Genomic DNA, 18,743 nt, shown 5'->3' on the forward strand with positions numbered 1-18,743 from the left:
TTGCGCCGACTCCCGCTTCCCTACAACGTCGGACCGACCCGTGTTGACCCGGTGCGGCTGGCGGGCTCCTGCGGCTGTCGTCCTGCATCGGCGAGGCTTCGAGCTCGCTCGAGTGCCGCCCGCGCGCGAGCCGCATCGACTTTCTGCGCGTCACTCTCGGCCGGCGCCCCGAGCGGAGCCGGGCCGGTGATGTCGTAGCGGTCGCGGTACGCGGCGACGATGCGGGCGGCCTGCCGCCAGGCGGCCGCGTCCCCTCCTTGCTTCGGCGCAGCTCCGAGTGCTGCCGCCCAGCCGCGACGTTCGTGCAGCGCGGTTTCGAGGAGCGCGTCGGCGCGAGCTTCGATCAGGTCACGCCGCTCAGTGAGCGCCTGCCGGAACTCCGCGCTCATCGTGCCGGTGGCCTCCGGGATGAGCCCGGCGATCAGGCGGGGCGCCTTCCGTGCCCGCCCGGAGCCGACGGGCCGGACGGTGGCTCGGGCGACGCGGTAGTGAAGGACGGCTGCGATGTCGTCGGCGTCACCGAACGCCCGCGCCCGGACCAGGCGCGGGAGCAGCTTCTCGATGTCATGGTGGTTCGCCTCGGCCCGGCGCAGCTCAGCGGTCAGGGCACCGAATGCCGGGGAGCTGATCGCCGCTTCGGCCTCGTCGTCGCTGAGCCCGGAGGCATGGATGAGGAGCGCCCACCTGTCCCGTTGGGCTGCGGCGGCGATCAGCTCGTACTCGGCGGCGAGCTGAGCTATCGACCCCCAGGCGTCCTGTTCGGCGGTGATCGCCTCGTGGGCGGAGAGCTCGGCGCCAGTGTGCTGGAGGATCGCGGCCATGACGCTGCGCCCAGTCGCCTCACTGCGGGGGCCGTCGTGCGCGGGGTCGGGCCGGTCGACCGCGAGATAGGCGTGGTTGCTCTCGGCGCCGCGGGTCATGGCGACGTAGAAGTTCTCCCTCGTCGTGGTCGCGTCGGCCAAGACGTGGGCGGTTGCGACCGTGACGCCCTGCGTCCGGTAGGAGGTGATCGCGTAGCCGAGCTCCAGGTGCTCGGCCGCGTAGCCGGCGGGGATCACGACGGAACCGCCCCACCGCTGGCCGGCTCTGCGGAGAGTGAGGGAGCCGTCGTCGCGGACCTCGGTGACCGTCCACCTGTTGCCGTTGCGGACCCAGCCTCGCCCGGCACGGAGACGGCGGTCGTTATTGCGGGTGATGACGGTATCGCCGGCAGCGGCACGCTGGCCGTTGTGCAACTCGACCTCGCGGCGGGCGTTCACTGTGCCGTCCAGGATCAGCTCGGCACGCGCCCGCTCGTTCAGCGCCAGCACGGACTCGTTCGAGTCCGCGACCAGCACGCTCGCCTTCCCGTCGATGGTGTCGGTGCGCCAGGCGGCGTAGGCGGCCTCGATCATCGCCTCCGTGTCGCCCTCGCTGATGCGCTGATGCGTCGCGTAGGCGTCGATGACCGTGGTGTCGCCGTGCCGCAGGCCGAGGGAGGCGGTCTTCTCCCACGGGTTCCTGAACCTGTGGATGTCTACGAGTTCGGGGGTGTCGTCGCGGTCGTGGACGAGCATCGCGTAGGCGCCGGATGCGGTCGGTGACTGGAGTTGGGCGTAGTCCCCGACGAGCAGCGTCTTCGCGCCGGCTTCGACGGCGAGGGCGGTGATGCGGTCGAGGGAGACGGTGCCCGCTAGGGATGCCTCGTCGATGATGACGAGCTGGCCCTTGCGGAACGTCTCGCCGTACATGATGTGGTTCTGCCACCACTTCGCCGTGTTCTCCGTGGCGATCCCGAGGTCATCGGCGAGGACCTGCGCGGCGACCGCGGACGGCGCGAGCCCGACCACGCTGCCGTGCCCGTGCTCGTGCTCCCACGCCCGCCGCAGCGCGTTCATAGCGGTCGTCTTCCCCGCCCCGGCGGGACCCACGAGGACGTCGATGAGCCGGCCGGAGAGGGCGATCTTCGCCAGCGCGTCTGCCTGGTCTGGGCCGAGGGTGCGGCCCTGTCGGTCGGGCCGGCGCGCGATCCGCTCCACCGTGACCAGCGGCACGGTCGGCCCGGTCGTGGTGCGGGCGCGTTCGAGGAGGCGGTCTTCGGCTGCCCGACCTCACCCGACACGGCCTCCGGCACACTGGCGCGACCTGGATGGCCGACGCAGGCGTCCCGCTGCACGTCCTCCAGGACATCCTCGGCCACGCCTCCGTCGAGACCACCCGCGGATACCTGCACCCCGACGACCGCCACCTAGCCTCCGCCGCGGAGCAGGCCAACGCCTTCCTTGCCCGATCCTCCAAGGCAAGCAGACCGAGCCGGCGCGAGGCGTCGAGGTCGCTGTGACGGGTAGCCAGGAACCATGATCAGATGCTCTGGTCCCCTTTTGGTCCCCTTATCCACAGGCGACGACTTCCAGAGAGCCAGATACGCCCTCCGCCGTCTGTGGGCCGGCGCCGATACCTTGGCGAGGGGACCAGAGGGGGACCAACGAAAACCCGTCGCCAGACATGACGAAGCCCTGATGAAAATCGCTTCTCATCAGGGCTTTTCCGTCGGGATGACAGGATTTGAACCTGCGACCCCTTGACCCCCAGTCAAGTGCGCTACCAAGCTGCGCCACATCCCGGTCCGCTGTCCGCACGCGGACAACTCCCCTATCCTAACGGGTCCGCGGCCCACTCGCGAACCGGTGCACCCGGGCGCGTTGCCCGTGTCGGTGGCGAGCGCTACGGTCGGCCCATGACCGAGACGAGGATCGTGCCGGTGACGCCCGGCAGCTTCAGCGACGCACAGCACGCCATGAGCGGCGGTGGTGACGGACGCGAGTGTCAGTGCCAGTGGTGGACGATGACGAACGCCGAGTTCCAGCGCACCGACATCGAGGGTCGGGCGGCGGCGTTCCGCAGCGAAGTGGATGCCGCACCCTCCCCCGGCCTCGTGGCTTACGTCGACGGTCACGCAGCCGGCTGGGTTCGCGTCGGGCCGCGCACGCGCCAGGTGCGACTGAGTAAGACCCGCGCGTACGCCGGCGCATCCGAAGAGCCCTGGGATGACGCGGACGTCTGGGCGGTCAGCTGCTTCGCCGTGCGCAAAGAACACCGCCGCACGGGGTTGAACGCGGCGCTCCTCGATGCCGCGATCGCCTTCGCCCGCGAGAACGGCGCGCGCGTGGTCGAGGCGTACCCGGTCGACCCGGACGCGGGTCGCAAGGTCACCTCGAACGAGCTGTACCATGGCGCCCTCTCCACGTTCCTCAGCGCGGGCTTCCGCGAAGTCGCCCGCCCGAAGCCGCACGTCGCCGTCGTCTCCCTTGACCTGGCCGGCGCGAACGAGACCAGCACCGGCGAGCACCCGTGACGCTTCGACGAGAATGGAACGCATGACCGCATCCGACGCCCCCGTCCGCGTGGACTCGTGGCTGTGGGCGGTCCGCATCTACAAGACCCGCTCGGCGGCGACCACGGCGTGCCGCGCCGGTCACGTCCGGGTCAACGGCGAAAAGGTCAAGGCGTCGCAGTCGGTGAAGCCCGGTGACGAGCTGCGGGTGCGGATCGCGGGCTTTGACCGCATCCTCGTCGTCCGGCAGACGCTCACCAAGCGCGTCGGCGCGCCCGTCGCCGCGACCGCCCTGGAAGACCGCACTCCCCCGCGCGAGCCGATGGCGATGCTCGCCGTCCGTGACCGTGGCGCCGGCCGACCGACGAAACGCGAACGTCGCGAGATCGATCGACTGCGCGGAGTCGACTGACCGCCCAGCCCCAGCGCGCAACACCGGCAGCCGAAAACAGGAATCCCGCGATACTCAGCGCGTCGCGCGGCGACGCGCCACCTGCACGACGACGCACAGCACGAGCGTGACCAGCCCCCAGATGGCGCACGCGGGCGGCAGCACGCGGTAGGCGAGGTGCTGGGCGGTCCACTGCGCCGTCAGCGGGCCGTACGCGGCGAGGCCGATCAGCCACGCCGCGACGAGCGCGACCGGCAGCGACAGCCACCAGACCACCCGCACGGCACCGGGCAGCACCCGCCGCACCGGAGCCGACGACCGTTTCCGCAGCCAGAACGCCCCCGCCACCGCGAGCCCCAGCAGGCCGAGCGCGCTCGATGCGTACTGGAACCACCGGTAGCCGTGGAACGGTCCCCAGCGCTCGGCCAGCGCGGGGAAGAGCTCGACGCCCCAACGCCCCTCATGGGTGAAGGCATCCCAGGCGATATGACTCAACACGCCGAGAGCGAGCGACACCACGACCAGCAGAACCGTGACCGCAACCGACCAGCCGCGCCGCGTTCCCGGCACGACCGTTCGCAGCGCGTCGCCGCCCGCGGAATCCCACGCCTGCGGCAGCCGTCTCGACAGCCAGTCCGGCCCGAGCTCGCGCACCGCCGGGCGCAGCAGCAGCCACCACGCGAGCAGCAGCACACCCGCGATCACGACCGTCAGCCACGGGTACTCGTGCGTCTGCGCATAGCTGATGCCGATCCCGCGGGCGAACAACGGCAGGTCGGGAGCCATCGCCCCGACGACCACTGCCGCCGGCACGAGCGGTGTGCGAACGACCGCCAGCGCGACGACGGCGTGGCTCGGGGTGAACGGCATCCGGTCGGGTCAGTCCTCGACGAAGACGCCCGCGAGCGTCTTCTTGCCTCGCCGCAGCACGGCGAGGCCACCGGGCAGATCGCCGACGACGACGGCCGACTCGTCGTCGACCTTCGCACCGTTGATCGAGACGCCGCCCTGCGCGATGGCCCGGCGGGCCTCCGACAGGCTGCCGACGAGCCCGGTGTCGACGAGCAGCTGCACGACCGAGGCGCCGGCAGACGCGGTGGCGTGCGGAAGCTCCTGCAGGGCCGAGCGCAGCGTGGCAGCGTCGAGAGCGGTCAGGTCGCCCTGACCGAACAACGCGTCGGACGCCGCGATGACCTTCGCCGTCGCGTCGACGCCGTGCACCGTCGCGGTGACCTCGAACGCCAGACGCTTCTGCGCGGCACGGCGGAACGGCTCGTCGGCGACGAGGCGCTCGTAGTCCGCGATCTCGGCGCTGCTGAGGAACGTGAACACCTTCAGGCGCTCGACGACATCGGCATCCGCGGTCGAGAGCCAGAACTGGTAGAACGCGTACGGGCTCGTGAGCTCAGCGTCGATCCAGATGGCGTTGCCTTCGCTCTTGCCGAACTTCGTGCCGTCGCTGTTGGTGATCAGCGGCGTGCCGAACGCGTGCACCGAGGTGCCCTCGACACGGTGGATGAGGTCGGTGCCACTGGTGAGGTTGCCCCACTGGTCCGATCCACCGGTCTGCAGCGTGCAGCCGTACTGGCGGTAGAGCTCGAGGAAGTCGAGTCCCTGCAGAATCTGGTAGCTGAATTCGGTGTAGCTGATGCCGGCATCCGAGTTCAGGCGCGCGGCGACGGCATCCTTTTTCAGCATCGTGCCGACGCGGTAATGCTTGCCGATCTCGCGCAGGAAGTCGATCGCCGACAGCGGCGCCGTCCAGTCGAGGTTGTTCACCATGCGAGCGGCGTTCTCGCCCTCGAAGCTGAGGTACTTCTCGATCTGACTGCGCAGCCGGTTGACCCACTCGGCGACGGTCTCGCGCGAGTTGAGCGTGCGCTCGGCGGTCGGACGGGGGTCGCCGATGAGGCCGGTCGACCCACCGACGAGCCCGAGGGGCTTGTGACCGGCAAGCTGCAGACGGCGAAGCGTCAGCAGCTGCACGAGGTGGCCGAGGTGCAGGGATGCCGCCGTCGGGTCGAAGCCGCAGTAATACGTGATGGGGTCTCCGCCGAGCGCCTCTCGCAGCGCTTCCTGGTCGGTGGACACATGCACGAGACCGCGCCACACCAGCTCGTCCCACACGTTCTCGAACGCGGGATCGAGCGCCACGGGGGCGGTCGTCAGGGCTTCATCAGACACGCGCTTCAGGCTATCAGCGGCGCACCCGCCGACACGGTCGGTCGGGCAGGTCCGACCTGTCAGGAATCAGCCTGAGTCGTCCCGCCGACAGGCTGAGAGGCGCTCGGGGCGGCTTCGCCGCCCCGACCTGGCGTCTGAGCCTGACGACGGCACGCGAGTCAGCTCGCCGAGACCTGGTCGTACAGACCGATCACATTGCCCTCGGAGTCTCGCAAGTAGACCCAGCGCGCGTCGTCGCCGAGAGCCTGGATCTCACCGACCTGTTCGCCGCCCGCTGCAACCGCCGCGGCCACGACGTCTTCGATGCGGTCGACGGTGAAGACGACTGTCGGATGCGGCACGGCAGACCGTTTGTGCAGGTCGCCGTTGACGCCTTCGCCATCGGGCTGCCGGAGCACGCCCATGTCATCTCCCCACGGCTCGTAGTCGAACCCGAGAACGGTTCGGTAGAACTCCCGGGCGCGCGCGATGTCGTCGGCCGGGATCTCGAAATGCTCCATCTTCGCCATGCCTTGAGCATGACGAACGCCGCTCAGCACGACAAGAGTCAGCGGCGCACGGCGCGACCCGCCTCGATGACGGTCAGGCGGCGGTGCCCCACCAGATGAGGAAGGCCGCGCCGAGGGCGACGACCCAGCTGACGAGGCTTCCGACGAGGAAGTACTCGGCGCGGTCGCCCCCGTCGTGGTCGCGCGAGATCTCCGGGAAGCGGACGATGCCCTTCGCCGCGAGCACGGCGGCCAGCAGAGTGAACGCCCCGGTGAGGGTGAGGGCGAAGACCAGCACGCGCTCGAGAGGGCCGATGATGCGCCCGCCTTTCAGCTCGTTCGCCGCTTCGGCGGCGACGACACCGCCCCGCAGCGATGCCCGCACGATGACGTTTCCCGACTCGACGAGGAACACCAACGCGCCCGCCAGCGCGATGGCGAGGTCGAGGCTCACGACGCCCAGCGGCGAGTCGATCGGCCAGATCCTCTCGAGCGGCCCCTGGCCATCGCGCACCCCGATGAGGGCGACCGCCACGGCCACGACGACCGCCAGGAGCGCCGCGGGCCACAGTCCCCACCGATTGGGCTCGCGCGTCGAGGTGACCGCCGCCCACCCGGCCGCGACGGCGATCGCCGCGAACCACCAGGCCGCGGCGCCCGCCCAGGCCGCGAGCGGCAGCAGCGCCGCGCCGAGGACCACCAGCACGATCCCGAGCTTCGCGCCCGACAGCCGCTTGCGGGCGAGGTCGAGCCCGCCGACCGCGAGAAGGATGAGTCCCGCGCCGATCACGACGAGCGCTCCGTCAGGGCCGTGTACCCGGCGACGATCGCGGGAGCTCCGGATGACGCCAGCAGCTGCGATACGGCCGACTGGGTGATGCCCTCCTCTTTCGCGAGAGCGCCCTGGGTGCGACCGAGGCAGCGGCCGTAGGTCAGGCGCCGCGCGCGCGCCGACATCGCCCCGACGAGTTCGTCGCGGGCGAGCGCGTAGGCGTTGGCGAAGCGGATGCGGTCGGCCATGGCGACATCCTCGTCCTCCCCTCCGACAATGCGGATGCGGGCGCGCGGAACCGCGCGGTCCTGCATCGCGTGCACCTGCTCGATCGCCTCGCGCGCCCGCCACCACCCCGGCCCGTCGGAGATGTCCGAGCTCTCGGATGCGACCGAGCCGACGTCGCCGACACCGACCCCGAAGCGCAGCGACGCCTCGTCGGGCAGCGACAGCTGCAGGAGCAGAAGCCAGGCCAGCGCGTCATCCAGCTCGTCGAAGACCGCCTGGAACTCGTCGGCGAACGTGGCACGCATCGGGGTCACGGCGACGGGAAGGGCGCGATCGACCTCGGCCATCGTTGCTTCGATCTGCGCCTGGGTGCGGCTGCGATCGTCGAGCAGGCGAGAGCCGACGATGTCGGCGATGACAGCAACGGTCATCAGATCAGGCTAGCACTTATATCCCGCGGATATCAGTCATCAGCTGATGAATGCCTGATATCAGATGATCGCTTATGTCAGAGCTGCCACACCCGCACGGCGTGCTGAGCCTGAGCGATCAGTGCCGCACGCTGCTCGGCGACCCGCACCGGCGCGGTTCCGCCGATGCCGTCGCGGCTGGCGACCGATCCCTCGGGCGACAGAACCTCGCGGACCTCGGGAGCCAGGTGCTCCGAGACCGAGACGAGGTCGTCATCGGATGCCTCATGCAGCTCGATGCCCCGCTCCTCGCAGAGCCGCACGAGCGAGCCCGAGATCTCGTGCGCCTCGCGGAACGGCACACCGCGCTTGACGAGCCACTCGGCGACATCGGTCGCGAGCGAGAACCCCTGCGGCGCGAGCTCGGCCATCCGGTCGACGTCGAAGCGGAGCGTCGCGACCATGCCTGCGAACGCGGGCAAGACCACCTCGAGCGTCTCGATCGAGTCGAAGACCGGCTCCTTGTCTTCCTGCAGGTCGCGGTTGTACGCGAGCGGCAGCGCCTTGAGGGTCGCGAGCAGGCCCGAGAGGTTGCCGATCACACGACCGGCCTTGCCGCGAGCGAGCTCGGCGATGTCGGGGTTCTTCTTCTGCGGCATGATGCTCGACCCGGTCGAGTAGCCGTCATCGAGCGTGACGAAGCCGAACTCGCGGGTGTTCCAGATGATGATGTCTTCGGCGAACCGCGAGATGTCGACGCCGATCATCGCGGCGATGAAAGCGAACTCGGCCACGACATCCCGCGAGGAGGTCCCGTCGATCGAGTTATCGGCGGGACGCTCGAGGCCGAGCTCCGTGGCCACGAGCTGCGGGTCGAGACCGAGGGTCGCACCGGCGAGCGCTCCCCCGCCGTAGGGAGAGATCCGCGCGCGCGCCGCCCAGTCACGCAGGCGCTCCAGGTCGCGCAGCAGCGGCCAGGCGTGGGCCTGCAGGTGGTGGGCGAGCAGCACCGGCTGCGCGTGCTGCAGGTGGGTGCGGCCGGGCATGATCGCGCGGGAGTGGTTCTCGGCCTGACCGACGATGGCGTCGATGACCCGCAGGATGTCGCGGGCGATGACCTCGGCGTGATCGAGCAGGTACAGGCGCACGAGCGTGGCGATCTGGTCGTTGCGGCTGCGACCGGCGCGCAGCTTGCCGCCGAGCTCCGGCCCGACGGTCGCGATGAGGGCGGCCTCCAAGGCGCCGTGCACGTCTTCGTCGCCGGGGGCTGGCTGCAGCGATCCGTCGCGGACGGCGGCGAGCACCGAGTCGAGCCCCGCGTGCATGCGGCTCTCCTCGTCGGGCGTGAGGTACCCGGCGGCGGCGAGCGCCTTCGCGTGAGCGTGAGATCCGGCGATGTCGTATCCGGCGAGCGTCCAGTCGAAGTGCGTCGATCGGCTCAGGCGGGCCAGCTCGGGCGCGGGGCCCGAGGCGAAGCGGGCTCCCCAGAGAGCCCCGGAGTTCGTGCCGCCTGACGTGTCTGCGCTCATCGCTCCAGCCTATCGGGGCGGCATCGCTGTGCCCGGCGCCTCCACGCGCCCGCGCACCGTCAGCCGGGCGAGTGCGTCGATGCCGGCTTCGAGGGGACCGCGTCCGACGGCGAGCGCCCAGGCCGTGCATCCGACGATGATGCCGAGGGTCATCGGCCAGAACGGATCGAGGGCTCGGTAGGAGTCGAGCTCGAAGACGCCCGGCTCGGCGGCGGGCCGGGTGAGTGCCCATACGACGATCTGCGCCGAGTACGCGGTCAGCGGCATCGAGCCCACGGCGCGCAGCGGCAGCGCGACCCACGTGAGGGGCGTCCGGCACACGAGCACGCACACGCCGATGACGAGGAGGGCGAACCCGCCGGATCCGATCACCTCGAACAGCCCGGATGAGTGGGCTTCCCCGGTCCACGGGGTCTGTCCGAAGACCTCGGAGCGCCCCCACACGATGTCGAGAGCGGCCCCGGCAGCGGTCAGGGCGAGCCCCGCAAGCGCGAGGAACCGCGGCGTCGCGCGCGAGCGCAGGTCGAGGCGCGCCGCCCCCATGCCCGCGAGGACGAACGCCATCCAGGTCAGGAACGGGTAATGCCATCCGACAGCGTTCGAGACGTCGACCCCCTCGGGTGTCGACCAGAACGACAGGCCGTCGATCGCCGCTTGCGGGAACGGCGCGACGAGCCCGACGACCGCGGCCGCGATGAGCAGCGTGCGTGCCCGCAGCGGCAGCACCGCGGCAGCGATCACGAACAGCAGCGCGTAGGCGGGAAGGATGACGTACACCGGCACCGCGAGGAAGAGAAGCAGCACGCCGATCACCCAGATCGCTCCGGCCCGCACGAGCAGGCGCAGACGGGCCGTCTCGAGTCGTGGCCCGCGCAGCGGAACCGGTCCGCCGCTGATGAGCCCGATCGAGACGCCCGCGAGCGTTGCGAACAGGATCGACGAGCGCCCGTGGACGATCCCCTCGTACGAGGAGGGGATCGTCCAATCGAAGTCGGGGATCGCGAGCAGGTGCGCCGCGAGCATCCCGATCACGGCGAGGCCGCGAGCGAGGTCGATGCCGTCGATGCGCGAGGGCGCGAACAGCGGGCGGCGCCGCAGCATCGCGCTCATCCCCGGCACCGGCCGCTCCTCACCGCTCCGCGGTCACTGCTGACGCAGCAGCCAGACCAGCAGCGCCTTCTGCGCGTGCAGACGGTTCTCGGCCTCGTCCCAGACGACGCTGTGCGAGCCGTCGATGACGTCGGCGTCGACCTCGTAGCCCCGGTCGGCGGGCAGGCAGTGCATGAAGATCGCCCCGTCGGCGGCGGCATCCATCGTCTGCTGCGTCACCTTGTACGCACCCAGATCGCGGATGCGTGCGATCTTCTCCTCCTCCTTGCCCATCGACACCCACGTGTCGGTCACGATGACGTCGGCGCCGGATGCTGCTTCGAGCGGGTCGACGAGGATCGTGACCGATCCGCCCGTCTGTGCCGCGATGCGCTGCGCGTCGGCGACGACATCCTCACGCGGGCCGTACCCCTCGGGAGACGCGACTCGAACGTGCATGCCCGCGGTCACGCCCGCGAGCACGTACGAGTGACCCATGTTCGACTGCCCGTCGCCGAAGAACGACAGCGTGAGCCCGGCGAGGTCGCCCTTGTGCTCACGGATGGTGAGCAGGTCGGCGAGCAGCTGGCAGGGGTGGAAGTCGTCGCTCAGCGCGTTGACGACCGGCACGCGGGTGCCGCGAGCCATCTCCTCGAGACCTGCCTGCGCGTACGTGCGCCAGACGATCGCGGCGACCTGGCGCTCGAGCACGCGCGCGGTGTCGGACGGGGTCTCCTTGCCGCCGAGCTGGCTGTTGGCCGTCGAGATGATCAGCGGCGAGCCACCGAGGTCGGCGATGCCGACGGCGAACGAGACGCGCGTGCGGGTCGACGACTTGTCGAAGATGACCGCGACGGTCTGCGGACCCTCGAGGGGCTTCAGCTTCCAGCGGTCCTTCTTCAGCGAGAGGGCGAGATCGAGGACCTCGGCCTGCTCGGCCGGGCTCAGGTCGTCGTCGCGGAGCAGGTGGCGGGTCATGCGGATTCCTCCGTGGTCGTGTTCTCGAGAAGCAGGGCCGACTCGACGGTGCGCAGCGCGGCGGTGAAAAGCTCGGCGAACTCGTCGATCTCGACGTCGCCGATGGTGAGCGGCGGAGCGATCCGCACGGTGCGGTCGTTGGCGGCGTTGACGATCAGGCCGTGCTCCTGCGCCGCCGCGACGACGGCGCCGGCGACCGGATGCCGCAGCCCGACGCCCAGCAGCAGACCCTGTCCGCGCACGCCCTCGACGAGCGACGAGTCGATCGTCTCGAGCACTTGCCGCAGGCGTGCGCCGTGAGCTGCGGCGGCCTCGACGAGCCCGCCGTTCTCGATCTCGCCGAGCACCGCCGACGCCACCGCGGTGCCCAGCGGGTTGCCGCCGAACGTCGAGCCGTGCGTGCCCGGGTAGAAGAGGTCGCTCGCGCTCGCGAAGGTGATCAGTGCGCCGATCGGGAAGCCGCCGCCGATGCCCTTGGCGACCGTGATCGCGTCGGGCTCGATGCCGGCGTGCTGGAAGGCGAACCACGCGCCGGTGCGCCCGGCACCGGTCTGGATCTCGTCGATGATCAGCAGCGCGCCGTGGCGCTTCGTGATCTCACGCGCCGCCGCGAGGTAGCCCTCGGGCAGCGGGATGACCCCGGCCTCGCCCTTGATGGGCTCGACGAACAGGGCTGCGACGCGGTCGTCGATCGCGGCCTCGAGAGCCTCGATCGTCGAGTCGATGCTCTCGACGCCGGGAACCATCGGCTCGAACGGCTGCTGCATCTGCGGCTTGCCGGTGAGGGCGAGGGTGCCCATCGTGCGACCGTGGAACGCATCCTTCAGCGCGAGGATGCGGGGGCGCTCGGCTCCGCCGTGCAGACGCGCGAGCTTGAACGCCGCCTCGTTCGCCTCGGCGCCGGAGTTGCCGAAGTAGACGCGACCGGCATCGCCGGTGCCCGCGAGACGCTTGAGCTTCGCCGCGAGCTCGAGCTGCGGCGGCGTGGCGAAGTAGTTCGAGACGTGCGACAAGGTGGCTGCCTGACGCGAGACCGCCTCGACGAACACGGGGTGAGCGTGTCCGAGCGAGTTGACGGCGATGCCGGCCAGGAAGTCGAGGTAGCGCTTGCCGTCGACATCCCAGACGTACGCGCCCTCGCCGCGCTCGAGCAGCGCCAGGCGTGCGCCGGCGCTGCGGACGAGGTCGCGATCGACGTCATCCGCCCATGTGGGCGCTGTCTGCTGGATCGTCGGGTTCGTCATCCCGCCACCACCTCCGTACCGATTCCCTGTGCTGTGAAGACTTCGACCAGCACCGAGTGGGGCTGGCGTCCGTCGATGATGGCCGCCGTGTCCACTCCCCCGTCGACCGCGTCGAGGCATGCCTGCATCTTCGGGATCATCCCCGACTCGAGCTTCGGCAGCATCGCGCGCAGGTCCGTCGACGTCAGATGGGAGACGAGCGAGTCGCGGTTGGGCCAGTCGGCGTAGAGGCCGGGCACGTCGGTGAGGACGACGAGCTTCGTGGCGCCGAGGGCCGTCGCGAGTGCAGCGGCTGCGGCATCCGCATTCACGTTGAGCGAATGACCGGGGTTGTCGAGATCGGGTGCGATCGAGGAGATCACCGGGATGCGTCCGGCGTCGAGCTGATCGTGCACCGGCTGCGGGTCGACCTCCACGACATCGCCGACGTGCCCGAGGTCGTGCTCGGTGCCGTCGATCACGACGCCGCGCCGGCGACCGCCGAACAGACCGGCATCCTCGCCCGACAGGCCGGTGGCGAACGGGCCGTACGCGTTGATGCGGGCGACGAGCTGCGGGTTGATCTGCCCGGTCAGCACCATCCGGACGACATCGATCGCCTCGGTGCTGGTGACCCGGTAGCCGCCCTTGAACTCGCTCTCGATCGAGAGCCGGTCGAGCATCTTCGAGATCTGCGGGCCGCCGCCGTGGACGACGACGGGCTTCACGCCGACGAAGCGGAGGTAAGCGATGTCCTGCGCGAACGACTCCTGCAACTCCTCAGAAACCATCGCGTTGCCGCCGTACTTGATGACGATGATCTGATCGCGGAAGCGCTGCAGCCACGGCAGCGACTCGATGAGGACGCCCGCCTTGGCGGCCGCCTCTTCGGGGGTCGTGTACTGGAGGTCGATGTCGTTCATGAGGAGTAAGCGCTGTTCTCGTGGACGTAGTCGTGCGTGAGGTCGTTCGTGAGGATCGTCGCCGTGGCATCGCCCGACTTCAGGTCGATGAGGATGCGCGTCGCGCGGGGCGTCAGGTCGACCTCTTCACGCGGGCGGTCGGGCCCGCCGGCGGTGCACACCCGCACGCCGTTGAACGAGACGTCGACGTCGTAGGGGTCGAAGGCCGCATCGGTCGTGCCGATCGCGGCGAGCACCCGGCCCCAGTTCGGGTCGTTGCCGAAGATCGCGGCCTTGAAGAGATTGTTGCGGGCGACCGAGCGTCCGACGACGACGGCGTCCTCTTCGGATGCCGCGCCGACGACCTCGATCGCGATGTCGTGGCTCGCACCCTCGGCGTCGCCCTGCAGCTGCTCGGCGAGGTCGGCGCACAGCTCGGCGAGCGCGGCGGCGAACTCGGCGGCATCCGGCGTCACGCCCGACGCGCCGCTGACCATGAGGGTGACCTGGTCGTTGGTCGACATGCACCCGTCGGAGTCGAGCCGGTCGAAGCTCGTGCGAGTCGCGGAGCGCAGCGCGGCATCCGCCTGCGCCGCGTCGAGAACGGCGTCGGTGGTGATGACGACGAGCATCGTCGCGAGGCCCGGTGCGAGCATCCCCGCGCCCTTCGCCATGCCGCCGATCGTCCAGCCACCCCGTGAGACGACGGCGCGCTTGGGCCGCGAGTCGGTGGTCATGATCGCGAGCGAGGCGTCCTCGCCGCCCTCGGCACTGAGCGAGCCGATCGCCGCCGTGGTGCCCTCGAGCACCTTGGCGCGGAACACCTCGTCGCCGGTGCCGATGAGGCCCGTGGAGCAGACGAGCACATCGCCCGAGCTGACATCCAGCAGCTCCCCCGCCTTCTCGGCGGTCTGGTGCGTCGTCTGGAAGCCGAAGCTGCCCGTGAAGCAGTTCGCTCCGCCGGAGTTGAGGACGATGGCTTCGACGACGCCGTCGGCGATCGCCTGCTGCGACCACATGATCGGGTTCGCCTTGGCGCGGTTCGAGGTGAACACCGCGGCGCCGACCTTGAGCGGGCCGCGGTTGACGACGACGGCGACGTCGGGCTTTCCGGTCGACTTCAGGCCCGCGGCGACACCGGCGGCTTCGAAACCCTGGGGGGCGGTGACGCTCACGGGGCGACTCCGTTCACGCTCAGGCCCGTGGTCTCGGCGAAACCGAGGGCGATGTTCATCGACTGGATGGCGGCACCGGCGGTGCCCTTGGCGAGGTTGTCGACCGCGGTCACGACGACCACACGGCCGGCGGCCCGGTCGATCGCCAGGCCCATGAGCGCGGTGTTCGCGCCGGTGACGTCGGCCGTTCGAGGGAAGGATCCTTCGGGCAGCAGCTGCACGAACGTCTCATCCGCGTAGGCGCTCTCCCACGCCTCGCGGATCTGAGCGTCGGAGACGCCGTCCGCGATCGGAGCGGTCGAGGTGGCCAGGATGCCGCGCGACATCGGCACGAGGACGGGGGTGAACGAGATGCGGATGTCGCCTACCGCGCCCGCTCCCCGAAGCGCCTGCCGGATCTCGGGGATGTGGCGGTGCGTCCCGCCGATGGCATAGGGGTTCGCCGATCCGAGGATCTCGGCGGCGAGGAGGTTCGTCTTCAGGCTCTTGCCCGCGCCCGAGGGACCGACCGCGAGCACGCTCACGATATCGCTCGGGTCGATGACACCGGCGGCGACACCGGGCGCGAGGCTCAGCGCGACGGTCGAGGCGTTGCACCCGGGAGCAGCGATGCGCGAGGCTCCGACGAGCTTGTCGCGCTGCTTGCCGGTGCCGTTCGCGCCTCCGACGAGGAGCTCGGGCACACCGTAGGTCCAGGGCTCGTGGAAGTCGCCGCCGTAGAAGGCATCCCAGTCGTCCGACGACGTCAGCCGGTGGTCGGCGCCCGCGTCGATGACGAGGGCGGTGTCAGCGAGCGCCTCGGTGTACTGACCCGACTGGCCGTGCGGGAGGGCGAGGAACACGATGTCGTGCCCCGCGAGCACCTCGGGCGTCGAGGGCTGCAGCGTGAGGTGACGCAGCGAGCGGAGGTGCGGCTGGTGTTCGATGAGCGGCTGACCGGCGTTGGAGTGCGCGGTGACCGTGCGGAGCTCGACCTCGGGGTGAGCGGCGAGCAGGCGCAGGATCTCGCCTCCCGCGTATCCGGATGCGCCGGAGACGGCGACGGAGAGGGGCATGACTTCCACCTTATTGTCTGGGATGACGTCGCCTTCGCGGCGACGGGGACCGGCGGCGGCGACACCACGCGCTCGACCGCGGATGCGGGAGCGTGCAGGGTCGCCTAGCGTCGGCGGTCGCCCAGACGTCGGCGCGCGCGAAGCACCGAGACGGTGCGCTGCGGGGCCGAAGACATGCGCCGACAGTAGCGCTCGCTCGCGGCATCCGCCAAATCCCCCGCTGCCGGCGTCCGCGGTATGAGGCGCAGTTGCGGCCGTCGGGCGCCGTTCGAACTGCGGCCGGCCCATCGAAGTGCGCTCGACCCGGCGGTGCGACCGCAACGATGCCGAGTTGACCGCGCAAGGTTTGCAGTGCAAAGTGGTTTGCATGGAGCACGATTCGATGGATGACGAGCAGCAGGCCGACCCGGCGGCGATGCTCGCCCTCATGCAGGACCAGCGCCGGCGCACCGCGCACTGGGTCAACCGCAACTACGCGGTGATGCTCATCACCTGGGCGGCGGCGTGGATCGTCGGATTCGGAGCCATCTGGAGCGCGGCCGACGGCGGCGGCAACCCCTGGTTCCGCATTCCGACGACCCCCGCGTGGATCGTCTTCGGCACGGTGCTCATCGCCGGCATCGTCGTCTCCGCCGTCGCCGGCATCCGCTCCGGCGTGGGCGTGCGGGGACCGTCGCGCCTGGCCGGGGCCATGTACGGCTGGGCGTGGTCGCTGTCGATGTTCGGTGCCGGCCTCCTCATCGGCGCGGTGCAGCGCACCGGCGCGGATGCCGACGTCATGGCAGTGCTCTCCCCCGCGATCTTCGTCCTGCTGGTCGGCGTGCTCTACCTCGCCGGCGGGGCGCTGTGGCGCTCCCCCGTCCAGTACGCGCTCGGCATCGTCATGATCGCCACCGCGATCGTGGCGTCGTACGCGGGCACGCCGACCAACTACCTCGTGTACGCGACCGTCGGACCGCTCGCGATGCTCATCGTCGCGACCCTGATGCTGCGCGGCGTCATCCCGGCGGAAGGCAGCCGATGACCGAGCTCGACCCGGTGATCCACGCCCCGGCCCGCCTGCGCATCGTCACGGCGCTGAACGAGGCCCTCGCCGACGGCGACGAGGTGACCTTCCCCGTGCTGCAGAAGCTGCTCGGGATGACCGCCGGGAACCTCACCACGCACCTCGCGAAGCTCGAGGCGGCGGGCTACGTCGAGACCAGCAAGGCCTTCGCGGGCCGGAAGCCCGTGACCTACGTCGCGCTGACCCCCGCCGGGCGAGCCGCGTTCCGCACGTACCGCACCCATCTGCTCGATCTCCTCGGAGGAGGATCATGACCGCCCTCATCAGCACCCGCGACCTCGTGAAGCGGTTCGGCGACGTCACCGCGCTGGCCGGAGTGACCCTCGACATCCACGCCGGCGAATGCGTCGGTCTGCTGGGCCCGAACGGCGCCGGCAAGACGACCCTCCTGTCGCTCGTCGAGGGCCTGCGAACCCCGACCAGCGGCGAGGTGCGGCTGTTCGGCGGCGACCCGCGCGACACGTCCTCGCGCGTGCGCCTCGGGTCGACCCCACAGGCGACGGCGCTGCCCGACGCCCTGCGCGTGGGTGAAGTGCTCGACTTCGTCGCGGCTCACTTCCCGCATCCTTCTCCCCGCGCCCGCATCATCGAGGAGTTCGACCTCGGCCCGCTGCTGCGCCAGCAGTGCGGGGCGCTGTCGGGAGGGCAGCAGCGGCGTGTGTCCGTCGCGCTGGCCTTCGTCGGCGACCCCGACCTCGTGCTGCTCGACGAGCCCACGACCGGTCTCGACGTCGACGCCCGACGAGCCCTGTGGGATGCCGTCCGCGCCCGGCACGCCGCCGGATGCGCCGTCGTGGTCACGAGCCACCACCTCGAAGAGATCGAGCAGCTCGCTCACCGCGTCGTCGTCATCGACGACGGTGTCGTCCGCACCGATGACACGCTCGCGGCCGTCGTGTCGAGCGTGTCGCGACGCCGTGTCACCCTGCGCGGAGTCTCGGCGGACGACATCCGGCGCCTCGACCCGGAGTCATCCGTCTCCACCGCGGACGACGCCGTGACGGCCGTCGTCGGCGACTCCGACGCTCTCGTCCGCTCACTCGTCGCCGCCGATCTGCCGTTCAGCGATCTGACGGTGCGCGGAGCGACGCTCGAGGAGGCGTTCCTCTCCCTGACCGCCACGTCCGCGCGCCCCGGCGCACCCTTACCCGCACCCACCACCGAGAAGGCCGCCTGATGTCCACGCTCTCGCTCACCCTGACCGCGACCAGATACAACCTCATCGAGACCGCGCGGGTTCCGATCGCGGTGATCGGGTCGGTCGTCTTCCCGACCCTCGCGTTCTGCCTGTTCGTGCTGCCCCAGGGCGCGGTCGTGGCGGACAGCAGCGTCGCCACCGCCGCCGTCTGCTCGATGGTCGTGTTCGCCTTCATGTCGTCCGGGCTGTTCTCGGTCGGGCTCGAGCTCGCCGAGCAACGCTCGAAGCCGTGGACGCCCTATCTGCGGACGCTCCCCGGCAGCCCGCTCGCCCGCATCGGGGCGCTGATCCTGGCGACCCTCGCGATCGCGACCGCGGCGATGGTGCCGCTGCTCGTCGTCGGAGGTGTCTTCACCAGCGCGCGGCCCGAACCGCTCCGGCTGCTCGCGGCCATCGTGCTCGTGATCGCGACGGCGCTTCCGCCGATGCTCATCGGTGCGATCATCGGTCTCACGACGGGCCCGAAGGCCGCCATCGCCGTCACGCAGGTGGCCCTGTTCCTGCTCGCCTTCGGCGGCGGCCTGTTCCTGCCCCCGCAGTTCTTCCCTGCTTGGCTCGACACTGCCTCGTCGGTCCTGCCGATCCGTCAGGCCCGAGAGATCGTCGTCGGCGTCGCGACCGGTGCCGAGGTGCCCCTCTGGGCGATCCTCGGCGTCGTCGCGTGGACGATCGCGCTGGGCGCCCTCGTCGTGTGGCTGTACCGACGCGACGAGGGCCGCCGCTACCGCTGATCTCGAGCGGG

19 protein-coding genes, 1 tRNA gene and 1 pseudogene are annotated in these 18,743 nt (G+C 70.5%); 7 read left to right on the plus strand and 14 right to left on the minus strand.

Features of this window, described 5'->3' with window-relative positions; all coding sequences use genetic code 11:
• Nucleotides 1–20 precede the first annotated feature (20 nt).
• Nucleotides 21–2,084 (minus strand): annotated as a pseudogene (locus tag ACI2K6_RS04165) (AAA family ATPase); the annotation flags it as partial.
• A 44-nt stretch (nucleotides 2,085–2,128) separates the two neighbouring features.
• On the opposite strand from ACI2K6_RS04165, the gene ACI2K6_RS04170 reads away from it, so the two are divergent.
• Nucleotides 2,129–2,320: a tyrosine-type recombinase/integrase gene (locus ACI2K6_RS04170; protein ID WP_404568151.1), complete on the plus strand. Its 192-nt coding sequence runs from the start codon at nucleotides 2,129–2,131 to the stop codon at nucleotides 2,318–2,320.
• A 209-nt stretch (nucleotides 2,321–2,529) separates the two neighbouring features.
• Here the strand turns inward: ACI2K6_RS04170 and ACI2K6_RS04175 are convergent.
• Nucleotides 2,530–2,603 (minus strand) — tRNA-Pro (locus ACI2K6_RS04175).
• Between the two features lie 113 nt (nucleotides 2,604–2,716).
• Here ACI2K6_RS04175 and ACI2K6_RS04180 point away from each other — a divergent pair.
• Entirely contained in the window at nucleotides 2,717–3,334 is a 618-nt protein-coding gene (locus tag ACI2K6_RS04180; protein WP_404568152.1) for a GNAT family N-acetyltransferase, read from the plus strand.
• A 22-nt stretch (nucleotides 3,335–3,356) separates the two neighbouring features.
• Nucleotides 3,357–3,725 (plus strand): RNA-binding S4 domain-containing protein, encoded by a 369-nt coding sequence (locus tag ACI2K6_RS04185; RefSeq protein WP_023951692.1) that lies wholly within the window; start codon nucleotides 3,357–3,359, stop codon nucleotides 3,723–3,725.
• Between the two features lie 54 nt (nucleotides 3,726–3,779).
• On the opposite strand, the gene ACI2K6_RS04190 is transcribed toward ACI2K6_RS04185, so the two are convergent.
• The 12 genes from ACI2K6_RS04190 to argC all read right to left on the minus strand — a co-directional run bounded on the left by ACI2K6_RS04190 (nucleotide 3,780) and on the right by argC (nucleotide 15,737).
• Nucleotides 3,780–4,574 carry a DUF4184 family protein gene (locus ACI2K6_RS04190; protein ID WP_404568153.1) on the minus strand — a complete coding sequence of 265 codons (795 nt, stop codon included), beginning with the start codon at nucleotides 4,572–4,574 and terminating at the stop codon, nucleotides 3,780–3,782.
• A gap of 9 nt (nucleotides 4,575–4,583) precedes the next feature.
• Nucleotides 4,584–5,888 (minus strand): tyrosine--tRNA ligase, encoded by a 1,305-nt coding sequence (gene tyrS, locus ACI2K6_RS04195; protein ID WP_404568154.1) that lies wholly within the window; start codon nucleotides 5,886–5,888, stop codon nucleotides 4,584–4,586.
• A gap of 158 nt (nucleotides 5,889–6,046) precedes the next feature.
• Nucleotides 6,047–6,397, minus strand: a complete 351-nt coding sequence (locus ACI2K6_RS04200) for a VOC family protein (RefSeq protein ID WP_274177579.1) — start codon at nucleotides 6,395–6,397, stop codon at nucleotides 6,047–6,049.
• Nucleotides 6,398–6,470: 73 nt separating this feature from the next.
• A complete protein-coding gene (locus tag ACI2K6_RS04205) occupies nucleotides 6,471–7,166 on the minus strand; it encodes a hypothetical protein (protein ID WP_354450964.1) in 696 nt (231 codons plus the stop codon).
• Nucleotides 7,163–7,807 carry a SatD family protein gene (locus tag ACI2K6_RS04210; RefSeq protein WP_274177577.1) on the minus strand — a complete coding sequence of 215 codons (645 nt, stop codon included), beginning with the start codon at nucleotides 7,805–7,807 and terminating at the stop codon, nucleotides 7,163–7,165. The genes ACI2K6_RS04205 and ACI2K6_RS04210 overlap by 4 nt, the downstream gene beginning before the upstream one ends.
• Nucleotides 7,808–7,884: 77 nt before the next feature.
• On the minus strand, nucleotides 7,885–9,315 hold the full coding sequence (gene argH, locus ACI2K6_RS04215) for an argininosuccinate lyase (RefSeq protein WP_354450966.1): 1,431 nt from the start codon (nucleotides 9,313–9,315) through the stop codon (nucleotides 7,885–7,887).
• Nucleotides 9,316–9,324: 9 nt separating this feature from the next.
• Nucleotides 9,325–10,425 (minus strand): heparan-alpha-glucosaminide N-acetyltransferase domain-containing protein, encoded by a 1,101-nt coding sequence (locus tag ACI2K6_RS04220; protein WP_354452189.1) that lies wholly within the window; start codon nucleotides 10,423–10,425, stop codon nucleotides 9,325–9,327.
• 33 nt (nucleotides 10,426–10,458) lie between these two features.
• Nucleotides 10,459–11,382 carry an ornithine carbamoyltransferase gene (argF, locus tag ACI2K6_RS04225; RefSeq protein ID WP_064956902.1) on the minus strand — a complete coding sequence of 308 codons (924 nt, stop codon included), beginning with the start codon at nucleotides 11,380–11,382 and terminating at the stop codon, nucleotides 10,459–10,461.
• Nucleotides 11,379–12,626, minus strand: a complete 1,248-nt coding sequence (locus ACI2K6_RS04230; protein ID WP_274177575.1) for an acetylornithine transaminase — start codon at nucleotides 12,624–12,626, stop codon at nucleotides 11,379–11,381. The genes argF and ACI2K6_RS04230 overlap by 4 nt, the downstream gene beginning before the upstream one ends.
• Entirely contained in the window at nucleotides 12,623–13,528 is a 906-nt protein-coding gene (argB, locus tag ACI2K6_RS04235) for an acetylglutamate kinase (protein WP_114587953.1), read from the minus strand. The genes ACI2K6_RS04230 and argB overlap by 4 nt, the downstream gene beginning before the upstream one ends.
• A complete protein-coding gene (gene argJ, locus ACI2K6_RS04240; RefSeq protein ID WP_282502310.1) occupies nucleotides 13,525–14,682 on the minus strand; it encodes a bifunctional glutamate N-acetyltransferase/amino-acid acetyltransferase ArgJ in 1,158 nt (385 codons plus the stop codon). Before argJ ends, argB begins: the two co-directional genes overlap by 4 nt.
• A complete protein-coding gene (gene argC / locus ACI2K6_RS04245) occupies nucleotides 14,679–15,737 on the minus strand; it encodes an N-acetyl-gamma-glutamyl-phosphate reductase (RefSeq protein WP_282502309.1) in 1,059 nt (352 codons plus the stop codon). The genes argJ and argC overlap by 4 nt, the downstream gene beginning before the upstream one ends.
• A 367-nt stretch (nucleotides 15,738–16,104) precedes the next feature.
• Here argC and ACI2K6_RS04250 point away from each other — a divergent pair, with 367 nt between their 5' ends.
• Genes ACI2K6_RS04250 through ACI2K6_RS04265 form a run of 4 tightly spaced genes read left to right on the plus strand, consistent with a single transcriptional unit; the run spans nucleotide 16,105 to nucleotide 18,732 of the window.
• The gene (locus ACI2K6_RS04250) at nucleotides 16,105–16,761 is read left to right on the plus strand and encodes a hypothetical protein (RefSeq protein WP_274177572.1); all 657 of its coding nucleotides are present in this window, start codon (nucleotides 16,105–16,107) and stop codon (nucleotides 16,759–16,761) included.
• Nucleotides 16,758–17,057 carry a transcriptional regulator gene (locus ACI2K6_RS04255; protein WP_112613817.1) on the plus strand — a complete coding sequence of 100 codons (300 nt, stop codon included), beginning with the start codon at nucleotides 16,758–16,760 and terminating at the stop codon, nucleotides 17,055–17,057. Before ACI2K6_RS04250 ends, ACI2K6_RS04255 begins: the two co-directional genes overlap by 4 nt.
• Nucleotides 17,054–17,980: an ABC transporter ATP-binding protein gene (locus tag ACI2K6_RS04260; protein ID WP_282502307.1), complete on the plus strand. Its 927-nt coding sequence runs from the start codon at nucleotides 17,054–17,056 to the stop codon at nucleotides 17,978–17,980. The genes ACI2K6_RS04255 and ACI2K6_RS04260 overlap by 4 nt, the downstream gene beginning before the upstream one ends.
• A complete protein-coding gene (locus tag ACI2K6_RS04265; RefSeq protein WP_274177569.1) occupies nucleotides 17,980–18,732 on the plus strand; it encodes an ABC transporter permease in 753 nt (250 codons plus the stop codon). Before ACI2K6_RS04260 ends, ACI2K6_RS04265 begins: the two co-directional genes overlap by 1 nt.
• The last annotated feature ends 11 nt before the right edge of the window (nucleotides 18,733–18,743 follow it).

Origin of the sequence: Microbacterium sp. NPDC006705 (assembly GCF_044903545.1) — a bacterium.
Lineage (GTDB): Bacteria > Actinomycetota > Actinomycetes > Actinomycetales > Microbacteriaceae > Microbacterium > Microbacterium plantarum.